Consider the following 18,263-nt stretch of genomic DNA (forward strand, 5'->3'; position numbering starts at 1 on the left):
CGTTCCTGCTCTGCGCGTTGCGCTTCTAAACGTTCCTGCTCTGCTTTAAGTTCCGCTTGGCGCAGGGCCTCTTCTTGCGCAAGGCGTTGAGCTTCAGCTTCTTGTGCCAGACGTTCCTGCTCTAAACGTGCTGCTTCTTGACGTTGCGCTTCTAAGCGCTCTTGTTCCGCTTCTAACTGTGCTTGGCAAGCAGCTTCTTCTTGGGCATCTTTTGCCAAACGTTCTTGTTCTAAACGCTCTTCTTCTAAGCGTTGCTGCTCTTTCTCTTGCTCAATATTTTCTTCTTTGTTACGCCCAAAACCGAGCCACGAGAAAAAACCTTTTTTTTCTTTTGCCATTAGCTACTAAACTCCTCGCACTAAATCATGGCGCGATTACATTGACGATATTGAAAATAATAATGAAGTCTATCATTTGATCATGGATAAACGCATCTTTTATACGAATTTTATGGTAAATTATTCCGTATTAAATCAAGGGAAGTCATCAAGATATCAAGAGACACTGATCCCTTATTCAAAAAAACACTCCAGAAATCACGTTTAAACGATATAAATCAAAATAATATGGCCAAAAAACCACAAAAAGCCCCAATGGGACAAATTAGAATAATTGGGGGTAAATGGCGTGGTCGTAAACTTCCTGTTCTTGATAGCCAAGGATTACGACCAACAACAGATAGAGTGAAAGAAACGCTCTTTAATTGGCTAATGCCTGTTATCCAAGATGCCCGTTGCCTCGACTGTTTTGCTGGTAGCGGTGGTTTAGGAATTGAAGCCCTTTCTCGCTATGCTCGTGAAACGACCTTTATTGAATATGAACGTCCTGTTGCTCAACAAATTACTGCAAATTTAGCCTTACTTAATGCTGATAATGGACATGTTATTCAAGACAGCGCATTATCCTTTCTCGCAAAGCAAGGCACGCCTTATAATGTCGTTTTCTTAGATCCTCCTTTTCATAAAGGCATGTTGTCTGACACTGTCCAATTATTAGAAAATAACGGCTGGTTAGCGCAAGATTGCTATATTTATATTGAGGAAGAAGTTAAAGCACAGACTTATACACTGCCAATCCATTGGACATTGCATAGAGAGAAGATCGCAGGACAAGTTGCGTATCGTCTTTATATTCGCAGTTTATCTGCTTAATTTTTTATGGAGTTGTTATGTTAATCTTTTTTGGCCGATTTTTAATGGTCGGCGTTTGGGGCTTTCTGCTTTTAAATATTATTTCTCCATTTCCTAAGCCTCTAAAATACTTTATGGATATTGCATTAATTTTCATGGTGATTATGCATGGATTACAAATTGTCATGTATAAAGCAGGGCAACCTAAAGATCAAAAACCGTCAACGGCATTACAATTTCGCATTTTTTTCTTTGGGATCTTTGAGCTTTTAAAAATACAAAAAGAATTACGAAAAGAATACGAAGAAAAACAGAAAAATAAAACGAAACAATAGCTGTAATCTTCATATATCTTCGCAATTATCTGGGGTTACCCACCTACCCCAGAGGTTGCCAATCTTATTAACCGCTTTCGCTTATTTATTATTTTGCTCATCGATTGGCACATCTGTTTCAAACTGTACAAAACGACTGCCTTGCATAAATAAACGCCCTTTCATTTCAGGTTCGATATTTTGATAAGATGATTTATCAATATTCAAAACCAAATCTTTACGATCATCAGTGGTTAAACGAAAGGTAACTTGATAATAATGTGTTATTTCTGGGCCAGTGACATCATTTTCTCTTGAACGTCGTTCATTCGCCGCTATTTCTTTTTTATCAATCACTTCAACCATATAAAGTTTTACAGGTGCATTATCATCACTTATTCGCTGTTTGCGTTGTTCAAAAAAACGATAAGTCGCTGATGCGATAATAATGATCAGTACTGCAATTCCTAAAATAGCCGCTTTATTCATTACACTAATTCCTATCGTTACATGGACCCAACACTGTGTGCTGATATTATTTTAATAAGTACGTCAGTTTCGTCATTAACCGCTATTCTTAAATTAAACTTTCTGCTATCAATAATAAAACAGTTCTGAATATAAGGAAGATATTATGAGTTGGCCGTTTCTCGCCGTATTATTCTCCGGATGGCTTTATATCGATGCCGCATATCGAGGCCCTAATTGGCAACGATGGTTATTCCGTCCTATCACACTACTTCTTTTATTACTTTGGGCATGGCAAGTTCCCGAACACAATATTAATAGCTACCTTATCGTAGGTGCATTATTAGCGACACTACTTTCTGATATCTTAAGAATATTTGATGGTAAGTATTTACTACCATCCATTACCTTGATTTTCTTAAGCTACATACTTTATATGGTGAGTTTTTTACTGCCACTCCAACTCTCTTTCTATCTTCCTTTACTTGGATTCGTTATTATTGCTTTCATTATCATTCTAGTCATTGTTTGGGCTAAGCTTGATAAATTAGCTATCCCTGCCTCTCTAACTTTATTAGCCGCCTTTGCTATGTTTTGGGTTGCGGGCGAAAGATTCTTCTACTTAAGCAATGATTACAACTTATCAGTGATGATTGGTTCATTATTGTTAGTAATCGCTTACTCAATATGGCTAATCAACCGCTTCCGCTTCTCATTTTCAGCTTCTAAAGGACTTGTCAGTGCCTGTTATTTTATTGGGCATTTCTTCATTGTTAGAGCGTTATTCCTTTAGTATCCATCAGCCCCTTGTTTTTACAAAATAGAATAAGGGGTTAATTTTTTAACCTAATTCGCACTTTTTGCCAATGAATGTCCCTTTGGTATCTTGACTCTGGACTCTACTCCAAGCTGTAAAGTACTTATCAGATAAATGAATTTAGACTTTACTTTGTTAAACGAGGAGAGCCAGTTATGACTAAACATGCTCATCAACACAATAAACATACCGATGCTTGCTGCTCAAGCTCTCAATGTTGTTCAGGTCATACAGAGAATAGTACGCACTCACATACTAAAAGCGGACATTCCCACACCAAAATAGATAAAAGTGATCCTGAATGCGAGGATGAGCATCACCACGGACACTCCCACGAACATGCTCATGAAAGCTGTGATATCAACGCTGCTGTTTCTAACGTTGAGCCAGAAAAAGTAGCACAGCAACGCTTTAGTTGGAAAGTGCAAGGAATGGATTGCCCGAGTTGTGCTCAAAAGATCGAAACCGCAGCACTCAAAGTCACAGGCGTAAAACAAGCAAAAGTGCTTTTTGCCACCGAAAAATTGGTCGTTGATGCTGATAGTGATCTACGCGCTGATGTGATTGCGGCAATTAACAGTGCTGGTTTTGAACTGTTTGATCTCTCATCACCTCAATCTAAAAAAGTCACAAAGCAGAGTCTTTTAAAAGAGAGCTCATTTGTTATTGTCTTGGCACTTTTAATGGCGATTAGCTGGGGCGTAGAGTTTATTGATCCTCAAGCAGGCCGTACTGCCTTTATTGCAACAACGTTGATTGGTTTATTCCCCATTGCGAAAAAGTCCTTACAACTTATTCGTAGTGGTACCCCTTTCGCCATAGAAACATTGATGAGTGTTGCCGCAATTGGTGCACTATTTATTAATGCTACCGAAGAAGCAGCAATGGTTATTTTGCTGTTTATGATTGGCGAAATGCTGGAGTCTTACGCCGCAGGTCGTGCTCGTCGTGGTGTAAGTGCATTAATGGCACTAGTGCCAGAAGAAGCAACATTAATCAAAGACGGCAAAAAACAAACCGTCCCTGTTGCACAATTACGTCCAGGCGACATTATTGAAATTGCCCCAGGTTCACGTTTGCCAACAGATGCGGAATTAGTTAGTGCATTTGCAAGCTTTGATGAAAGTGCATTAACGGGTGAATCCGTGCCTGTAGAGCGTCTACAAGGCGAAAAAGTAGCAGCAGGTTGTTTATCTGTAGATAGATCTGTGCAAATGAAAGTCGTCTCTGAACAAGGGCAAAATGCTATCGACCGTATTTTGCAATTGATTGAAGAAGCTGAAGAGCGTAGAGCCCCTATTGAGCGCTTTATTGACCGCTTTAGCCGTTACTATACACCTGCAATTATGCTGTTCTCTGCGCTAGTTATCATTGTTCCACCCCTGTTGTTTTCACAGCCGTGGGAAACATGGATTTATCGCGGTTTAACCCTATTACTAATTGGTTGTCCTTGTGCTTTGGTGATCTCAACACCCGCGGCAATCACTTCAGCATTAGCAGCAGCCACTAAACGTGGAGCGCTGATCAAAGGCGGAGCGGCATTAGAGCAATTAGGCACTGTTAATACTATCGCATTAGATAAAACGGGTACATTAACTGAAGGAAAACCTCAAGTTACTGATGTCGTGGCTGAAAGCGGATTTAATGAAAAAGAAGTACTGACTTTTGCCTCATCCGTAGAAATTGGCTCTCATCACCCATTAGCAAAAGCCATTATCAATAAAGCACAAGATGAAGGCGTGCTTGTTGTTGAAGCGGAAGATCGTAAAGCGCTAGCGGGTAAAGGCATTGAAGGTTATTTAAATAGCCAACATATTCTAGTCAGTGCACCTTCTCAATTATCAGAAGCCACATCGCTCTCTTCTCATTGGCAACAAGAAGTTGCACGCCTTGAAGATGAAGGTAAAACCGTGGTTGTCGTATTAAAAGAGAGCCAGCTTATTGGTGTTATTGCTATGCAAGATACCTTACGCGGTGATGCTGTTGAATCAATGAAGTTATTGAAAGAGATGAACATCAATGCCGTTATGCTAACGGGTGATAATCCAAGAGCAGCTGCGGCTATTGCGAAAAAACTAGGTATGGATTTCCGAGCAGGATTACTGCCTGAAGATAAAGTGACTTCAGTAATGGAAATCAGCAAAACGCATAACACAATGATGGTAGGCGATGGTATCAATGATGCGCCAGCAATGAAGGCTGCCACCATTGGTGTCGCGATGGGAAGCGGTACTGACGTTGCACTTGAAACAGCTGATGCGGCGTTAACACATAACCGTTTAACCGGCTTACCTGAAATTATTAAATTATCTCGTGCGACACGTAAAATTATCCGTGAAAACATTACGATAGCATTGGGCTTAAAAGCAATATTCTTAGTAACAAGCTTATTAGGTATCACTGGGCTTTGGGTTGCGGTTCTTGCTGATTCCGGCGCAACAGCACTGGTTACTGCCAATGCGTTAAGGCTGTTAAGAGTAAAAATTAACGCCTCAAATAAAGAGTAAGCACGTTAAAATAACGAAACCCAAACCTCAGTTAATCTGGAGTTTGGGTTTTTTAGCGTGAAGATGAGCAATATTTACAGCATAAATTACAAATTGCTCTCTTTTTTACGAATAAGATAACGATAAGGTGCAGATTGCGTCTCTTGATTTAATAAATCATGTTCCATAAAACGGCAAAAGCCAGGAATATCACGCACTGTAGCAGGATCATCAGCTATCACTAATAATGTCTCCCCCAATGCCATATTTCTTATCGTTTTACGTACTAACATCACAGGCTCAGGGCAACGTAGTCCTAGCGTATCTAATGTCTTAGTTGCATCATCAAATTGAGCATTCATTCTATTAACCATTCTTATTGCACTGACAGATTGTGTCATTATATCGCGCTTTCGTGTTCACATCACGGCACATTAAGCACAACGGTATTTCTTCCTAATCTTTGCTTTTGTTGCGCAACAGGCGTATTATGCGCATCCTCTCATTTAAGAGAGAAATCACTGTTTTATTGGGTTCCCTCACCCCAATCACTAAAAAGGTACAATTTATGTATACGTTTACTCCCCGCCAAAAAGCGGTGGCGCTATTATGGCTTTCTTTGTTCCACATTCTAATAATTACATCTAGTAATTATCTTGTGCAGTTACCTATCTCCATTTTTGGTTTCCATACCACTTGGGGTGCTTTTACTTTTCCGTTTATTTTTCTAGCAACAGATTTAACGGTTCGTATTTATGGCGCACCCCTTGCCAGACGCATTATTACCGCTGTTATGCTACCTGCATTAGCAATTTCTTACCTGATCTCAACACTCTTTTTCCAAGGAAGTTGGCAAGGGGTTGCCTCATTAGCTGATTTTAATATCATGGTGGCAAGAATTGCGACAGCAAGCTTTATGGCTTATGTGTTAGGTCAAATCATGGATGTATCTGTCTTTAATCGTTTAAGACAACAACAAAAATGGTGGGTAGCACCCAGTGCAGCAATGTTCTTTGGTAATTTACTCGACACTCTAGCCTTCTTCTTTATTGCTTTTTATCGTAGTACTGACGCATTTATGGCAGAGAATTGGATTGAAATTGCATTAGTTGACTACGTGTTTAAATTGACCATTTGTATGCTGTTTTTCTTACCTGCTTATGGTGTTTTATTGAATTTTATTTTGCGCTACTTTTTCGCCCAAGAAAACAAAAAACAAGATTATGCTGAAATTCACTCATAATCCATCTCACCTCGCAAAAAAATAATGATATTAATGTCATAATTCAAATAATAAAGCTTCATAAGTCAATTTTATGAAGCTTTATTCTGATTGAGAAATTAATTATTTTACATAAATATTTCGTATCGTAATTAATTAGCATGATTAGTTAAACAACTCACAAAATATTACTTAAATATCAGTATTAGGATGTTTTTTGCATGCTAATATAAAAATGATTAATTATTTGCAATGAAATATTTTATTCATCTATTAGACTGTTAATGTGTTTAAGTTCATCTCCATAAAATTCAATGTCAATTGGGAAGACAAGCCCCACCATAAGGATTTTTTACTCTCTTTTGCGAATAGTAGGAGTCTATTATGTTAAAAGTTATTCAATCCCCCGCTAAATATATTCAAGGGCCAGATGCGCTATACCATATTGGTAAATACGCAAAACCTTTTGGCGATAGGGCACTGATTATTGCTGATAAGTTTGTTATGGATCTCGTCGGAAGTACCGTCAAAGACAGTATGTCTCAATATGAAGTGAATGGGCACTTTGAACTGTTTAATGGTGAATGCACACATAACGAAATCAATCGACTATCTGAACTTGTAAAAGAACAAGCCTCTCTTGTGATCGTTGGCGTTGGTGGTGGAAAAACATTAGATACTGCCAAAGCGGTTGCTTATAAATGCCAACTTCCTGTCGTTATTTCCCCTACCATTGCTTCTACTGATGCCCCCACAAGCGCACTTTCTGTGATTTATACGGAATTAGGGGCATTTGATAGTTACCTTTTCTATCCAACAAATCCTGACGTGGTCGTGATGGACACAAATATCATCGCTTCTGCGCCAGCGCGTTTATTAGTGGCTGGAATGGGGGATGCTTTAGCAACCTACTTCGAAGCAAGAGCCTGTAGTCAGGCTCAAAAACAGACTATGGCAGGGGGTAAATCAACACTAGTAGCGCTTGCTTTGGCTGAACTTTGCTATAACACCCTTTTAGAAGATGGTTATAAAGCAAAGCTCGCCGTAAGCCGTGGTGTTTGTACAGCTGCAGTAGAAAATATTATTGAAGCTAATACCTTCTTAAGTGGTATCGGTTTTGAAAGTGCGGGTCTTGCGGCAGCCCATGCCATTCATAATGGATTTACAGCATTAGAAGAGTGTCACAACATGTATCATGGTGAAAAAGTTGCCTTTGGTACATTAGTTCAATTAGTTTTAGAAAACAGTCCATTAGAAGAATTAGAGGAGTTCCTTGATTTCTGTATTTTAGTCGGATTACCTGTCACTTTAGAAGAACTGGGTATCAATGCAACAGGTGATGAATTAAATGAAAAAATCATGGCAGTTGCTGAATTAAGCTGTGCTGAAGGTGAGACAATTTACAACATGCCATTTGATATCGATTCCGATAAAGTTTATGCCGCAATTTTAACTGCCGACCAATTAGGACGAGAATGGCTTTATTAAAGCCTGAGTAAACAGGGAGTGTTTATCTCCCTGTTTATATTTACAAAAAAAAAGAGGGCTTTATGGTCAGTATCGTATTAGTTTCAAAGAGCCTTACACTCGCCAATGGTATTAAAGAGCTCGTTAATCAGACTGTAAATCACCAAGTAAAAATTGCCATTGCGAGCAACTATCAAACACCTTCTGATCTTGCTAATGAAGTGTCACCAAAAACTATACTTTCCACAATTGAAAAGTGTTATAGCAAACAAGGTGTACTGGTTTTGCTTGATACTTATCATTCAGCAAAAAATGCCGCTCTCGCCATTGCTGATCTTGAGCATAGCATTGCCACTAACGTCATATTAAGTTCGGCGCCGATTGTTGAAGGCACCTTGGCTGCCGCCAATAGTATTGCGCGAGGAGATTCACTTGAAGAGGCAGAAAAAGCGGCGCATAAAACCATTACAATTAAAAAACTGCAATTAGGCGAAAATCTCCTTAATTTTAATATTCTCCCTAAAAACACAAATTACGAACCCGTCAAAACGATCACCGCACCTGTTTGGTTATACCCTTATCATCGTTTCGTGATCCCCCGTAAAAAAATATCCTCCAATTTATTACTTGAAGAGCAAAAACGTCTCGTGAAAGCAATTGAGCGATCCAAAAAAGATATAGACTGGTTAACTGAAGAAACGCATAACAAAATTGGTAAACAATATGCCCATATTTTTTCTAGTCACCACTTCTTATTAGAAAATACCGAATTACAACTGACTGTATGCAGTATGATAAACAAATATCACTGTAATGCTGAATTTGCCTTACAGCAAACATTCATTGATTTAATAGATACTTACGCACAAATGGATGATGATAATATGCGTGCTGGTGAAAGTGATTTAGATGATATTTTATCTCGATTACTACGCTATTTGACGTCAGCACCACCAATACCGCCACCTCCTTATCCAAATGCTATTCTAGTGACAAAACAACTTCATCCATCAACATTAATCACACTTTATCCTTATAAAATTAAAGGGATTTTATTAAGTCATGGAAATCCACTATCTAACACAACTGTATTAGCGAATGCATTAGACATCCCCATTATTAATGAGGCAGGAAAACAGGCATTATCGCTGACTAATGGGCAAAATATCACACTTAAAAAAGTCCAAAATATTTGGCTTTATCAAAACACCTATATTTCTCATTAAAAATGAAAGTATTTAAATAACCTGCCCCCTCAATATCAGGTTATTTAATTTTTTTATTTTCTTATAGTTACGTGTTTTTTTAAGAATAAAAAAAGGGAATAAAAGATCCTCTTTTACTCCCTAGCTGCTTGTTATCTTAGTAATCAATTACTTTTTTATTATCTAATAGGCAATACTTATAATGCTCTTGCCAATAAACTAATGGGGTGTTCACATTTTTTCGTTGTTGACATCTCAATTTGCCATTTACAGGTTTCGCAATCCGTGATCACTAAATCACAGCCACTCTCTTCAATTTGGCGGAATAAGCCCGCACCAATGCCTTGAGCAACATCGTAGTTTTCAGATTTAAAACCGTAAGTTCCAGCAATACCACAGCATTGAGAATCTAAAACAATAACCTCAACACCAGGGATACGTTTAATTAAATCAATGGAATATGCTGTCCATCCCATTTTTTCCATATGACAAGGTGTGTGATACACCACTTTTAGTGGAGTGTGTTTCAGTGGTAATTCACGCCCCTCTTCTAATAAACGATAAATATAACGTGTCGCTAATTCGATATTTTCACGTACTTTTGAGGTATCAATATCAAGGATATGTTCATACTCATCACGAATAGTGAAGGTACAGGTTGATGATGTTGCAACAACAGGAATATTGTTTTCAACAATTTTTTCTGTTAGCGATTCAAGGTTTACAGCAGCTTGTTTTTTGGCTTGTTTAACAAAGCCATTCGCAATTAATGCAACACCACAGCATTTTTCGCGTTTTAATAACTGAACACCAATCTCCATTTTGTTGAATACTTTAACTAAATCTTTCCCTAATTGGGGATGGTTATAGTTAGCGTAACAACCATGGAAGAAAGCAACTTGATCTTTAAAACGCGCCTGCTCTTCAACCTGTTTTTTCATCCATGTTCTAAATGTACCAAAAGAGTATTTTGGTAATTCGCGACGATGATCGATTTTAAGTGCTTTATCTAAGATCTTACGTACAGGTTTTAGTCCTGTAATCGTATTGACTATCGGCGCCATTGGCGTTGATAGTGTTCCCATTAAATCCGTATGACTTAAAATAGCATCACGAAGTTTTGGCGTTTTTGTATTGTAGTTCAATTTCGCACGTGAAATGATGTCACCAATCTTCACATCTGACGGACAAGCAACTTCACAACGCTTACAGTTAGTGCAATATTTCAATGCTTCATCATAAAGCATTGGATCTTTCAGGCGTAAACGCTCACCATCAGGGCCGGCTTGTTTAGGGCCAGGATAAAGTGGATTTACTTTTGCAACTGGGCAATAAGTCGTACAAACAGTACACTTAATGCACGCTTCAAAGCTGTTATCATGTAAACTCATTGTGCTGCCTCCACAACCGCAGATGTGGTCTGTTCTGATTTATTGTGCTGTAAAATTTGTTGTGCTGCATACAGTGCGCTGATCATTGAAACACCTGCGCCACAACCTTCATTAAGAGGGTCAAACCCACCTAATACAGCACCTACAGCGTAAACATTCTCTAAGACTTCACCATATTTCATCGGTCTTAATTGGTTATCTGTATCCACACCAAATCGCATATAAGGCTGTTTTGCAAAGACATTCACTTGTGTCCACTCATTGCGTGGTAATGTCTCTAGCAAATCAAGTTCCATCAAAGGTTCATAGACACGATCAAACTCCGCAATTAATCCATTATTGAAGAAACTGCCTGTTGCCAATACAACATGTTCACTACGAATAGGAATATCAGTATGGTTTCGAGTATGAACACCTGTAACTTTATTACCAATTAAATCAACTTGTTCTGCACGATCGCCCGGCATAATTAAACCGCCCGCTTTTTGGAAGCGCAGTTTTAATGCTTGATGTAAACGAATACCTAATAGTGATGGTGGCAATGTCGGTAATAAACAGATAGGTTTACCTACCAGTTGTTCAAGTAACGTCACCGGCTCTTCAGCATCCAAACCAATACATGCGGGTAAAATAATCGCTTCAACACTATTATCGATATGCTTTTTCAGCTCTTCTGCTAACGCTTTAGTGTTTTCAGGCTTATCTAAATAGCGCGCAATATTGACTGCTCTAAATTCACTTGGATTATCACGCAATCTATCTAATAACGGTAAGTGGATATGATAAGGAATCGCTTCAACATCTTGCTCATTCAACGTATTGCTTGCAAATTGTGGCTGAAAATCTAAAAAGCCTTCAATTCCAACAACAGCTAACTTTTTCCATGGCAACGCTTGGTCAATTCCATGAGTTGGTACACGTTTTGGACTCATCCAACTCATACGTGAGCGCCCAACTGGTGTAATACGATAATGGTTTTCATCACCATTACCTTGATATTCAAGATCTTTAGTCGTTGATAATAATGCTTGAGCCTGTTCAATTAAGGTTGAAACTTGCGATTCACCCATGCGGCTATAAGGATGTTTCGGAGCAAGCTCAGACAATGCTGCCAACGCTTTTTTAGGTTGGGTCACTAATGAACCATCAGGAAGATGAGTTAATAGATCTAGCGAACCTGATGAAAAATGTAGTGCGCTTTGACCATTACTAATAATTGCGCAAGACTTACCTGCTTCAGCAAGACGAATACCTGCGGTTAAACCTGCAAGTCCGCTACCTATAATGATGACGTCAAATTTCATTATCTGCCTCCGCTGAAGTTGCTTTTTCAATCATATCAGCATCTAAACCACATAAACCTTGGTAAACCCAACTGGTGAATTCACTCTCACGTAACGCATTACCCCAAGCAATTGGTCGAATACCTTTCCAACGCTCATTTAAGAAATGGGCAAGCTGTTGCTCTGACTCGTGAGGAGTCGTGACTTGTAAACGGTTTAATAAACCTGCAGCACGGCAAGCACAAAGCTCACCTTGGCATGTTCCCATGCCCACGCGAGTACGGCGACGTAAATCAAGTAAGTTATTGACAGTTAAAGAGTTAACAGCATAACGAACTTCTCCTGCGGTAACAGCTTCACATTCACAGACTAAGCTCTTATCACTACGCTCATTACTCAATAATTTATTGGCTAAATCACCGTGGCGATAAACCGCAGAACCACGGATTGGTGCAGGTAATGAAACAACACTACGTAATGCTTGCTCTGCGGATTGACGGGAGCCAGGTAATGCCTCTTCTGCAGTGGTACATTTAGCAGAGACATTTAATTTCTCACAGATTTTATCTGTTGCCCATTCGGCCATTAAACGGTAAGTCATTAATTTACCGCCAGTAATGGTAATAAAGCCTTCTAATCCATCACGTTGAGCATGATCGAGTAACACAATACCACGGCTCACATTACGGCCGGATGGATCATCATCACTTGCCACTAAAGGACGTACACCAGCATAAGCACGTAGAATTCGAGTTTGAGCCAGTTTTGGCGCTAACATTGACCCCTCACGAATAAGAATATCGACTTCTTCAGGAGTGACATACATATTGTCGATTTCATCGTAAGGTACACGTGTTGAAGTTGTACCAATTAATGAAATTGTATCGCCAGGCACTAAAATATCGGCATCTGCAGGTTTACGACAACGGTTGATCACCATATTGTTAATGCGATGGCCCAAAATCAGTAATGCCCCTTTTGCTGGGAACATTCGAACTTTTAATTCACCATATTCAGCAATTTTTTGTCCCCAAATCCCCCCCGCATTCGCCACAATTTGTGCGCGAATTTCATACATTTTTTTCGCTTGATGATCGTAAACTTTGACACCTTTAACACGGTCACCTTCACGAATAAGCCCAACAACTTCATGATAAGTCAGGACTTGTGCACCATGTTCACGGGCATCTAACATATTTGCAGCGGTTAAACGGAAAGGATCGACAGTACCATCTGGTACTTTAACTGCACCGATTAAATTCGGGTTAACAGAGGGCTCTAAGCGAATAGCTTCTTCGGGTGAAATCGCTTGAGCATCAATACCTGCCGCTTGGCAAGATTGAATAAAGGTCTGTTGAAACTCTAAAGAATCGTCAGGAAGGGTAATAAAAAGGCCATCCGTTTTTTCAACACAGTGACGAGCGACCCGTTTTAAAATCATGTTTTCTTCAATACACTCACGCGCTGACTCTGGGTCTGTTACTGCATAACGCGCACCACTGTGTAACAATCCATGATTTCGACCGGTTGCACCGGTTGCAATATCATGTCTTTCTAGCAGGACGCAACGTAATCCACGGCGTGCACAGTCTCTTGCCATGCCCGCACCGGTTGCTCCCCCGCCAATAATAATGACATCAGTTTCTGTCACTGGTGAACCGCTCATCATAGAGATGCCCTCTCACATTACATTCAGCAAACGCTTATTTATTCTTTAGCGTTAATTATAGTGTATAAGATACACAAAAAATGTGGTTAATGTTTGATAATGAGCAAAAACGAAAGAGAAACGCTCACGAGTGAAAAATTAAAACCACATATGTGATACTAATCACAAATTATTTAACAAAAAGTATTTGATAAAGTTAACATATCACTCAAAATTGCACATCTTGAAAAATTATTCGACAACTGAGTAATACCTCACAGTAAATTTGATTGTATAAGTTTACTATTAAGTTCGTTAAAGAAAATTTTTTGATAACTTCGTTGTTCGTTTTGTCATTATTTAATATCAACATATTAAAATAAAAGCCATCGGAGGCTAATATGTTAAGTCTATTTAGACCTGCGCCACATAAAGCGCGTTTGCCAAAAGAGCAGATAGATCCCGTCTATCGTCGTCTGCGTTGGCAGATCTTTATGGGGATTTTCTTTGGTTACGCTGCTTATTATTTAGTAAGAAAAAACTTTGCGTTAGCAATGCCTTATCTTGTAGAAGAAGGTTTCTCTAAAGGTGACCTAGGTTTTGCTTTATCAGGGATCTCGATTGCTTACGGTTTCTCTAAGTTTATCATGGGCTCATTCTCTGACCGAGCTAACCCGCGTTATTTCTTACCTGCAGGTCTTATTTTAGCATCCGCAGTGATGCTAATTATGGGCTTTGTGCCATGGGCAACTTCGAGCATTATGATCATGTTCGTTCTGTTGTTCCTTTGCGGTTGGTTCCAAGGTATGGGTTGGCCTCCTTGTGGACGTACTATGGTGCACTGGTGGTCACAGAAAGAACGTGGCGGTATCGTTTCGATTTGGAACTGTGCGCATAACGTCGGTGGTGGCTTACCTCCATTACTGTTCTTATTAGGTATGGCGTGGTTTAACGACTGGAAAGCAGCGTTATATATGCCAGCATTTGCAGCAATCTTAGTGGCTATGATTGCGTTTGCATTAATGCGTGATACCCCACAATCTTGTGGTCTTCCACCAATTGAAGAATACAAAAACGACTATCCACCTGATTATAAGGAAACTGACGAACAAGAACTGACTGCAAAAGAAATCTTTATGAAGTATGTGTTCCCTAACAAACTTCTGTGGATGATTGCAATTGCAAACGTGTTCGTTTACTTACTGCGTTACGGCGTGCTGGACTGGTCACCAACTTATCTGCGTGAAGTAAAAGACTTCGCAATGGATAAATCATCATGGGCTTACTTCTTATACGAATACGCTGGTATTCCGGGCACACTACTGTGTGGTTGGATGTCGGATAAAGTGTTCCGAGGTAACCGTGGTGCAACAGGTGTGTTCTTCATGACCTTAGTTACTATCGCAACTATCGTATTCTGGATGAACCCAGCGGGTAACCCGAATGTTGATATGGCGTGTATGTTAATCATCGGTTTCTTAATCTACGGCCCTGTTATGTTGATTGGTCTGCATGCTCTTGAGCTTGCACCGAAAAAAGCAGCAGGTACAGCAGCAGGCTTTACCGGTCTATTCGGTTACTTAGGTGGTTCTGTTGCGGCAAGTGCTATCGTGGGTTACACCGTTGACTACTTCGGCTGGGATGGTGGCTTTATGGTCATGATCGGCGGTAGTGCACTGTCTGTTGTGTTATTACTTATCGTGATGGTTACTGAAACCAAACACAAACGTGAAATGCTTCAGAAGTACGAATAATCGTTAACTGATTATTTATGAAATTAGTTAAATCTCATCTCTAAAAACCAAGCCACATCAACTGTTTTGATGTGGCTTTTTTTATTGCCAACTGTACATAACTTTATTGTACGTAGAATTAAAATGGAGCAGCTTTATGAGTACATCTTTTAGAATAAAACCGTTAGTTGCAGGCGTTCTTTTAACTCTATCTTTAAGTGCAATCGCACAAGCGGCGAGTGATAAGGTCGTTATCGCCCACCGTGGTGCAAGTGGTTATTTGCCTGAACATACGCTTCCTGCCAAAGCATTAGCTTATGCCCAAGGCGCAGATTATCTTGAGCAAGACTTAGTGATGACCAAAGACAACGAATTAGTTGTTTTACATGACCACTATCTTGATCGTGTAACAGATGTGGCTGATCGTTATCCTGATAGAGCAAGAAAAGATGGCCGTTACTACGCTATCGACTTTACGCTTGAGGAAATTAAAGGACTGAAATTTACTGAAGGTTTTGACATTGTTGACGGTAAAAAAGCCCAAAGTTACCCAAACCGCTTCCCTATGGGTAAATCGGATTTTCGTGTACATACTTTCCAAGAGGAAATTGAATTTATCCAAGGCCTAAACAAATCAACAGGCCAAGATATTGGTATTTACCCTGAAATTAAAGCACCTTGGTTCCATGAACAAGAAGGCAAAGACATTACCACCAAAGTACTAGAAGTGCTTAAACAGTACGGTTATACGAAAAAAACCGACAATGTTTATCTACAATCATTCGATGCTAACGACCTAAAACGCATCAAAACAGAATTGATGCCAAAAATGGGCATGGACTTAAAACTCGTTCAGTTAATTGCTTATACCGACTGGAATGAGACCTATGAGAAACAGCCTGACGGTACATGGACAAACTACAGCTATGAGTGGATGTTTAAGCCAGGTGCAATGAAAGAGATTGCCACTTATGCTGATGGAATTGGTCCTGATTACCACATGTTAGTCGAAGAGAACTCGACGCCAGAAAAAATCACATTAACCGGTATGGCGGCTGATGCTCACGCCAACAAACTCACCATTCATCCATTTACTGTTCGTATTGATAAACTGCCTAAATATGCAAAAGATGGTGATCAACTATATGACATTATTTATAACCAAGCCGGTGCTGAAGGTGTCTTTACAGACTTCCCTGATTTAGGCGTTAAGTTCTTACAAAAACAAGCTAAATAATTCAAAGTTCAGCTTGAAGTGTAACGAGTATCCTACCTTTTTTTAAAAGGGTAGGATCTTTGCGCCCTTTCTGATTGTATATTTTTCCATCTTTCTTTAACTTATTCTCACAATTTTATTAAAAAATCATAATCACTTTTTAATTTAACTATCATTATTTAATTTATTAAATATTTAAAGGAAGGGATCACAATGACAATAATGGCTATTATTTTACTTGTTCTTATCGTTCTATTTATCGGTTGGGGAATTTCAACTTACAATCGACTTATTGCGGCGCGCAATCAAGTAAGCAATCAATTTGCGAATATTGACGTTATTTTAAAACAAAGAGCTGACCAAATTCCTCAATTAATGACGATAGCTGAAAAAGCAATGGAACACGAAAAAAGTGTATTTATTGCATTAAGTGACGCAAGACAACGCTATTTTAAAGCACAAAATATTAATGAAAAAATCAGCGCATCAAACGAAATGAATACCGCTTTACGGGGTATGATTGCCCTTGCTGAAAATTATCCAACATTAATTTCAGGTGAACAATTAGCACTACTTCAAACAGGTGTTAGCGATGTAGAAAATAAAATTGCTCAACGTCGTGAAGGATTTAATGATGCAACAACTCACTACAACACCGCAATAGAGATGTTTCCTGATAGCTTAATCGCCGGCCTTTTTCGCTTTGAACGTATGCAATTACTAGAAATACCAAAAGAAGAGATGAAATTTGAAGGGATTCATTTTAAGTAACAGTAAGTTAAATAACCGCATTAAGGATAAATTGCAGTGTTAATTTATTTTTTTATCGGCTGTACTGTGGGCGCATTAATCTATTTTTTACGTAGTAAACGCTCGAAAAAAAAGAAGAACAATTTGAGTATTGTTCCCTTTTTAGGGATCGCCTTTGCTGCAGGGAATTACCTTTTTTTCTCACGAGAAACTGACGTTTATCCTAGTGGTGAAAACTCTGTTGTTAATCTTATCTCCTGTATTGCATTCGCTGTTATTTTGTTATTTGCATACGGTATTTCAAACCATATTGCTAATATTGGTGAAAAAGCGATAAAAAATTACCACCAATTACAAAATGAAGGATCCTCTAAATTTTCGGCACTTATCAACACCGTATTTATTAGCCTCTTATTATTAAGTTTAAGCTTCAGTTTGTTTATTGACCAAAGATTGTTCTTTTTAAGTTTCGTTTTAATGTTTGTTTACCAAATCGTCAAAAGAACACCTGAAAAACGTTTTTTACGCTTTCAAAAAATTCTAGCAACATCAAAAATCCGCTCTTTAGCCATTGGACTTGTTGAAATTGAAGGCAAAATAACTGCGGGTGAAAAACTAATAAGTCGCTTAGGTAAAAAAGAGTGTTATGGCTACATCTATTATGAATATAACGTATCCACAAATAAAGAAGGCAAGAAAAGCTATCACCAAACACTCTATGAAAAAAAGATCAATAATTTCACGATGACAGATGATAGTGGTTCAATTCAAGTTCTCGCAGCTGATAAACCGTTAGTACATCTTGGTATCGAGCCTCATCAAGATTTGGAATATAACAATAAACGTTTTAAGGAGTATATATTAGAAGCTGATGCTACTTATTTATTAATAGGTAGTGCAGAAACGATTAATGATAAAGTTGTGATCACACACAGTGCTCCTCACTATCTATTAGGTTTATCACCACAAGATTATGTTGTTCGTTGGAACAAAGCGCGTCCTTTTCGTCGTAACGCGACTATCATCGTTATTATTGCTCTTTTTGTTATCTTTTCCATTCTAGCAATACCAATGGAATATCAAGACGGCATCCTAACACTTTATTTTAATAACACCTCTTCATTTTGGTAATT

At 38.8% G+C, this 18,263-nt stretch carries 16 protein-coding genes and 1 pseudogene; 11 read left to right on the forward strand and 6 right to left on the reverse strand.

Translation table 11 applies throughout. From position 1 onward, the window contains the following. Positions 1-338 (reverse strand): annotated as a pseudogene (locus tag GWI59_RS00005) (signal recognition particle-docking protein FtsY); the annotation flags it as partial. A 228-nt stretch (positions 339-566) separates the two neighbouring features. Between GWI59_RS00005 and rsmD the strand changes: the two are divergent. Next, positions 567-1,151, forward strand: coding sequence for a 16S rRNA (guanine(966)-N(2))-methyltransferase (gene rsmD / locus GWI59_RS00010; protein ID WP_006535412.1), 585 nt, complete (start codon positions 567-569; stop codon positions 1,149-1,151). Between the two features lie 17 nt (positions 1,152-1,168). After that, entirely contained in the window at positions 1,169-1,465 is a 297-nt protein-coding gene (locus tag GWI59_RS00015) for a DUF1145 family protein (RefSeq protein WP_072063811.1), read from the forward strand. Positions 1,466-1,546: 81 nt separating this feature from the next. Here GWI59_RS00015 and GWI59_RS00020 read toward each other — a convergent pair whose 3' ends face one another. Beyond that, the gene (locus GWI59_RS00020; protein ID WP_072063812.1) at positions 1,547-1,933 is read right to left on the reverse strand and encodes a DUF2500 domain-containing protein; all 387 of its coding nucleotides are present in this window, start codon (positions 1,931-1,933) and stop codon (positions 1,547-1,549) included. 145 nt (positions 1,934-2,078) lie between these two features. On the opposite strand from GWI59_RS00020, the gene GWI59_RS00025 reads away from it, so the two are divergent. Then, positions 2,079-2,705 carry a lysoplasmalogenase gene (locus GWI59_RS00025; RefSeq protein WP_006535415.1) on the forward strand — a complete coding sequence of 209 codons (627 nt, stop codon included), beginning with the start codon at positions 2,079-2,081 and terminating at the stop codon, positions 2,703-2,705. Between the two features lie 179 nt (positions 2,706-2,884). After that, positions 2,885-5,236: a zinc/cadmium/mercury/lead-transporting ATPase gene (locus GWI59_RS00030; RefSeq protein ID WP_161670834.1), complete on the forward strand. Its 2,352-nt coding sequence runs from the start codon at positions 2,885-2,887 to the stop codon at positions 5,234-5,236. An 86-nt stretch (positions 5,237-5,322) separates the two neighbouring features. Here the strand turns inward: GWI59_RS00030 and tusA are convergent, their stop codons facing one another. Next, positions 5,323-5,577 carry a sulfurtransferase TusA gene (tusA, locus tag GWI59_RS00035; protein ID WP_036933135.1) on the reverse strand — a complete coding sequence of 85 codons (255 nt, stop codon included), beginning with the start codon at positions 5,575-5,577 and terminating at the stop codon, positions 5,323-5,325. Positions 5,578-5,783: 206 nt separating this feature from the next. Here tusA and GWI59_RS00040 point away from each other — a divergent pair, with 206 nt between their 5' ends. From GWI59_RS00040 to GWI59_RS00050, 3 genes are all read left to right on the forward strand, one after another. After that, entirely contained in the window at positions 5,784-6,458 is a 675-nt protein-coding gene (locus GWI59_RS00040) for a 7-cyano-7-deazaguanine/7-aminomethyl-7-deazaguanine transporter (protein WP_072063815.1), read from the forward strand. Positions 6,459-6,821: 363 nt separating this feature from the next. Next, positions 6,822-7,925: a glycerol dehydrogenase gene (locus GWI59_RS00045; RefSeq protein ID WP_161723655.1), complete on the forward strand. Its 1,104-nt coding sequence runs from the start codon at positions 6,822-6,824 to the stop codon at positions 7,923-7,925. 62 nt (positions 7,926-7,987) lie between these two features. Continuing rightward, a complete protein-coding gene (locus GWI59_RS00050; RefSeq protein ID WP_161670832.1) occupies positions 7,988-9,130 on the forward strand; it encodes a phosphoenolpyruvate-utilizing N-terminal domain-containing protein in 1,143 nt (380 codons plus the stop codon). A gap of 176 nt (positions 9,131-9,306) precedes the next feature. Here GWI59_RS00050 and glpC read toward each other — a convergent pair whose 3' ends face one another. The 3 genes from glpC to glpA are packed head-to-tail and all read right to left on the reverse strand — an operon-like array spanning position 9,307 to position 13,452. Beyond that, the gene (gene glpC, locus GWI59_RS00055) at positions 9,307-10,500 is read right to left on the reverse strand and encodes an anaerobic glycerol-3-phosphate dehydrogenase subunit GlpC (RefSeq protein ID WP_072063817.1); all 1,194 of its coding nucleotides are present in this window, start codon (positions 10,498-10,500) and stop codon (positions 9,307-9,309) included. After that, the gene (gene glpB, locus GWI59_RS00060) at positions 10,497-11,804 is read right to left on the reverse strand and encodes a glycerol-3-phosphate dehydrogenase subunit GlpB (RefSeq protein ID WP_006535424.1); all 1,308 of its coding nucleotides are present in this window, start codon (positions 11,802-11,804) and stop codon (positions 10,497-10,499) included. Before glpB ends, glpC begins: the two co-directional genes overlap by 4 nt. Then, positions 11,794-13,452 carry an anaerobic glycerol-3-phosphate dehydrogenase subunit A gene (glpA, locus tag GWI59_RS00065; RefSeq protein WP_202608802.1) on the reverse strand — a complete coding sequence of 553 codons (1,659 nt, stop codon included), beginning with the start codon at positions 13,450-13,452 and terminating at the stop codon, positions 11,794-11,796. The genes glpB and glpA overlap by 11 nt, the downstream gene beginning before the upstream one ends. A 380-nt stretch (positions 13,453-13,832) precedes the next feature. On the opposite strand from glpA, the gene glpT reads away from it, so the two are divergent. The 4 genes from glpT to GWI59_RS00085 all read left to right on the forward strand — a co-directional run bounded on the left by glpT (position 13,833) and on the right by GWI59_RS00085 (position 18,261). Next, a complete protein-coding gene (gene glpT, locus GWI59_RS00070) occupies positions 13,833-15,185 on the forward strand; it encodes a glycerol-3-phosphate transporter (RefSeq protein ID WP_109848551.1) in 1,353 nt (450 codons plus the stop codon). Positions 15,186-15,321: 136 nt separating this feature from the next. After that, positions 15,322-16,401: a glycerophosphodiester phosphodiesterase gene (glpQ, locus tag GWI59_RS00075; RefSeq protein WP_161723657.1), complete on the forward strand. Its 1,080-nt coding sequence runs from the start codon at positions 15,322-15,324 to the stop codon at positions 16,399-16,401. A gap of 192 nt (positions 16,402-16,593) precedes the next feature. Then, positions 16,594-17,151: a LemA family protein gene (locus tag GWI59_RS00080; protein WP_072063821.1), complete on the forward strand. Its 558-nt coding sequence runs from the start codon at positions 16,594-16,596 to the stop codon at positions 17,149-17,151. 36 nt (positions 17,152-17,187) lie between these two features. Further along, complete coding sequence (locus GWI59_RS00085) at positions 17,188-18,261, forward strand: hypothetical protein (protein WP_202608105.1); 1,074 nt, start codon at positions 17,188-17,190, stop codon at positions 18,259-18,261. Positions 18,262-18,263 lie beyond the last annotated feature (2 nt).

Origin of the sequence: Proteus sp. G2673 (assembly GCF_009915125.1) — a bacterium.
GTDB classification, from domain to species: Bacteria; Pseudomonadota; Gammaproteobacteria; order Enterobacterales; family Enterobacteriaceae; genus Proteus; species Proteus penneri.

What these genes read in the sequence shown, in the direction of transcription:
- rsmD (WP_006535412.1), top strand. Translation starts at nt 567, where the DNA reads ATGGCCAAAAAACCACAAAAAGCCCCAATGGGACAAATTAGAATAATT.
- GWI59_RS00015 (WP_072063811.1), top strand. Translation starts at nt 1,169, where the DNA reads ATGTTAATCTTTTTTGGCCGATTTTTAATGGTCGGCGTTTGGGGCTTT.
- GWI59_RS00020 (WP_072063812.1), bottom strand. Translation starts at nt 1,933, where the DNA reads ATGAATAAAGCGGCTATTTTAGGAATTGCAGTACTGATCATTATTATC.
- GWI59_RS00025 (WP_006535415.1), top strand. Translation starts at nt 2,079, where the DNA reads ATGAGTTGGCCGTTTCTCGCCGTATTATTCTCCGGATGGCTTTATATC.
- GWI59_RS00030 (WP_161670834.1), top strand. Translation starts at nt 2,885, where the DNA reads ATGACTAAACATGCTCATCAACACAATAAACATACCGATGCTTGCTGC.
- tusA (WP_036933135.1), bottom strand. Translation starts at nt 5,577, where the DNA reads ATGAATGCTCAATTTGATGATGCAACTAAGACATTAGATACGCTAGGA.
- GWI59_RS00040 (WP_072063815.1), top strand. Translation starts at nt 5,784, where the DNA reads ATGTATACGTTTACTCCCCGCCAAAAAGCGGTGGCGCTATTATGGCTT.
- GWI59_RS00045 (WP_161723655.1), top strand. Translation starts at nt 6,822, where the DNA reads ATGTTAAAAGTTATTCAATCCCCCGCTAAATATATTCAAGGGCCAGAT.
- GWI59_RS00050 (WP_161670832.1), top strand. Translation starts at nt 7,988, where the DNA reads ATGGTCAGTATCGTATTAGTTTCAAAGAGCCTTACACTCGCCAATGGT.
- glpC (WP_072063817.1), bottom strand. Translation starts at nt 10,500, where the DNA reads ATGAGTTTACATGATAACAGCTTTGAAGCGTGCATTAAGTGTACTGTT.
- glpB (WP_006535424.1), bottom strand. Translation starts at nt 11,804, where the DNA reads ATGAAATTTGACGTCATCATTATAGGTAGCGGACTTGCAGGTTTAACC.
- glpA (WP_202608802.1), bottom strand. Translation starts at nt 13,452, where the DNA reads ATGATGAGCGGTTCACCAGTGACAGAAACTGATGTCATTATTATTGGC.
- glpT (WP_109848551.1), top strand. Translation starts at nt 13,833, where the DNA reads ATGTTAAGTCTATTTAGACCTGCGCCACATAAAGCGCGTTTGCCAAAA.
- glpQ (WP_161723657.1), top strand. Translation starts at nt 15,322, where the DNA reads ATGAGTACATCTTTTAGAATAAAACCGTTAGTTGCAGGCGTTCTTTTA.
- GWI59_RS00080 (WP_072063821.1), top strand. Translation starts at nt 16,594, where the DNA reads ATGACAATAATGGCTATTATTTTACTTGTTCTTATCGTTCTATTTATC.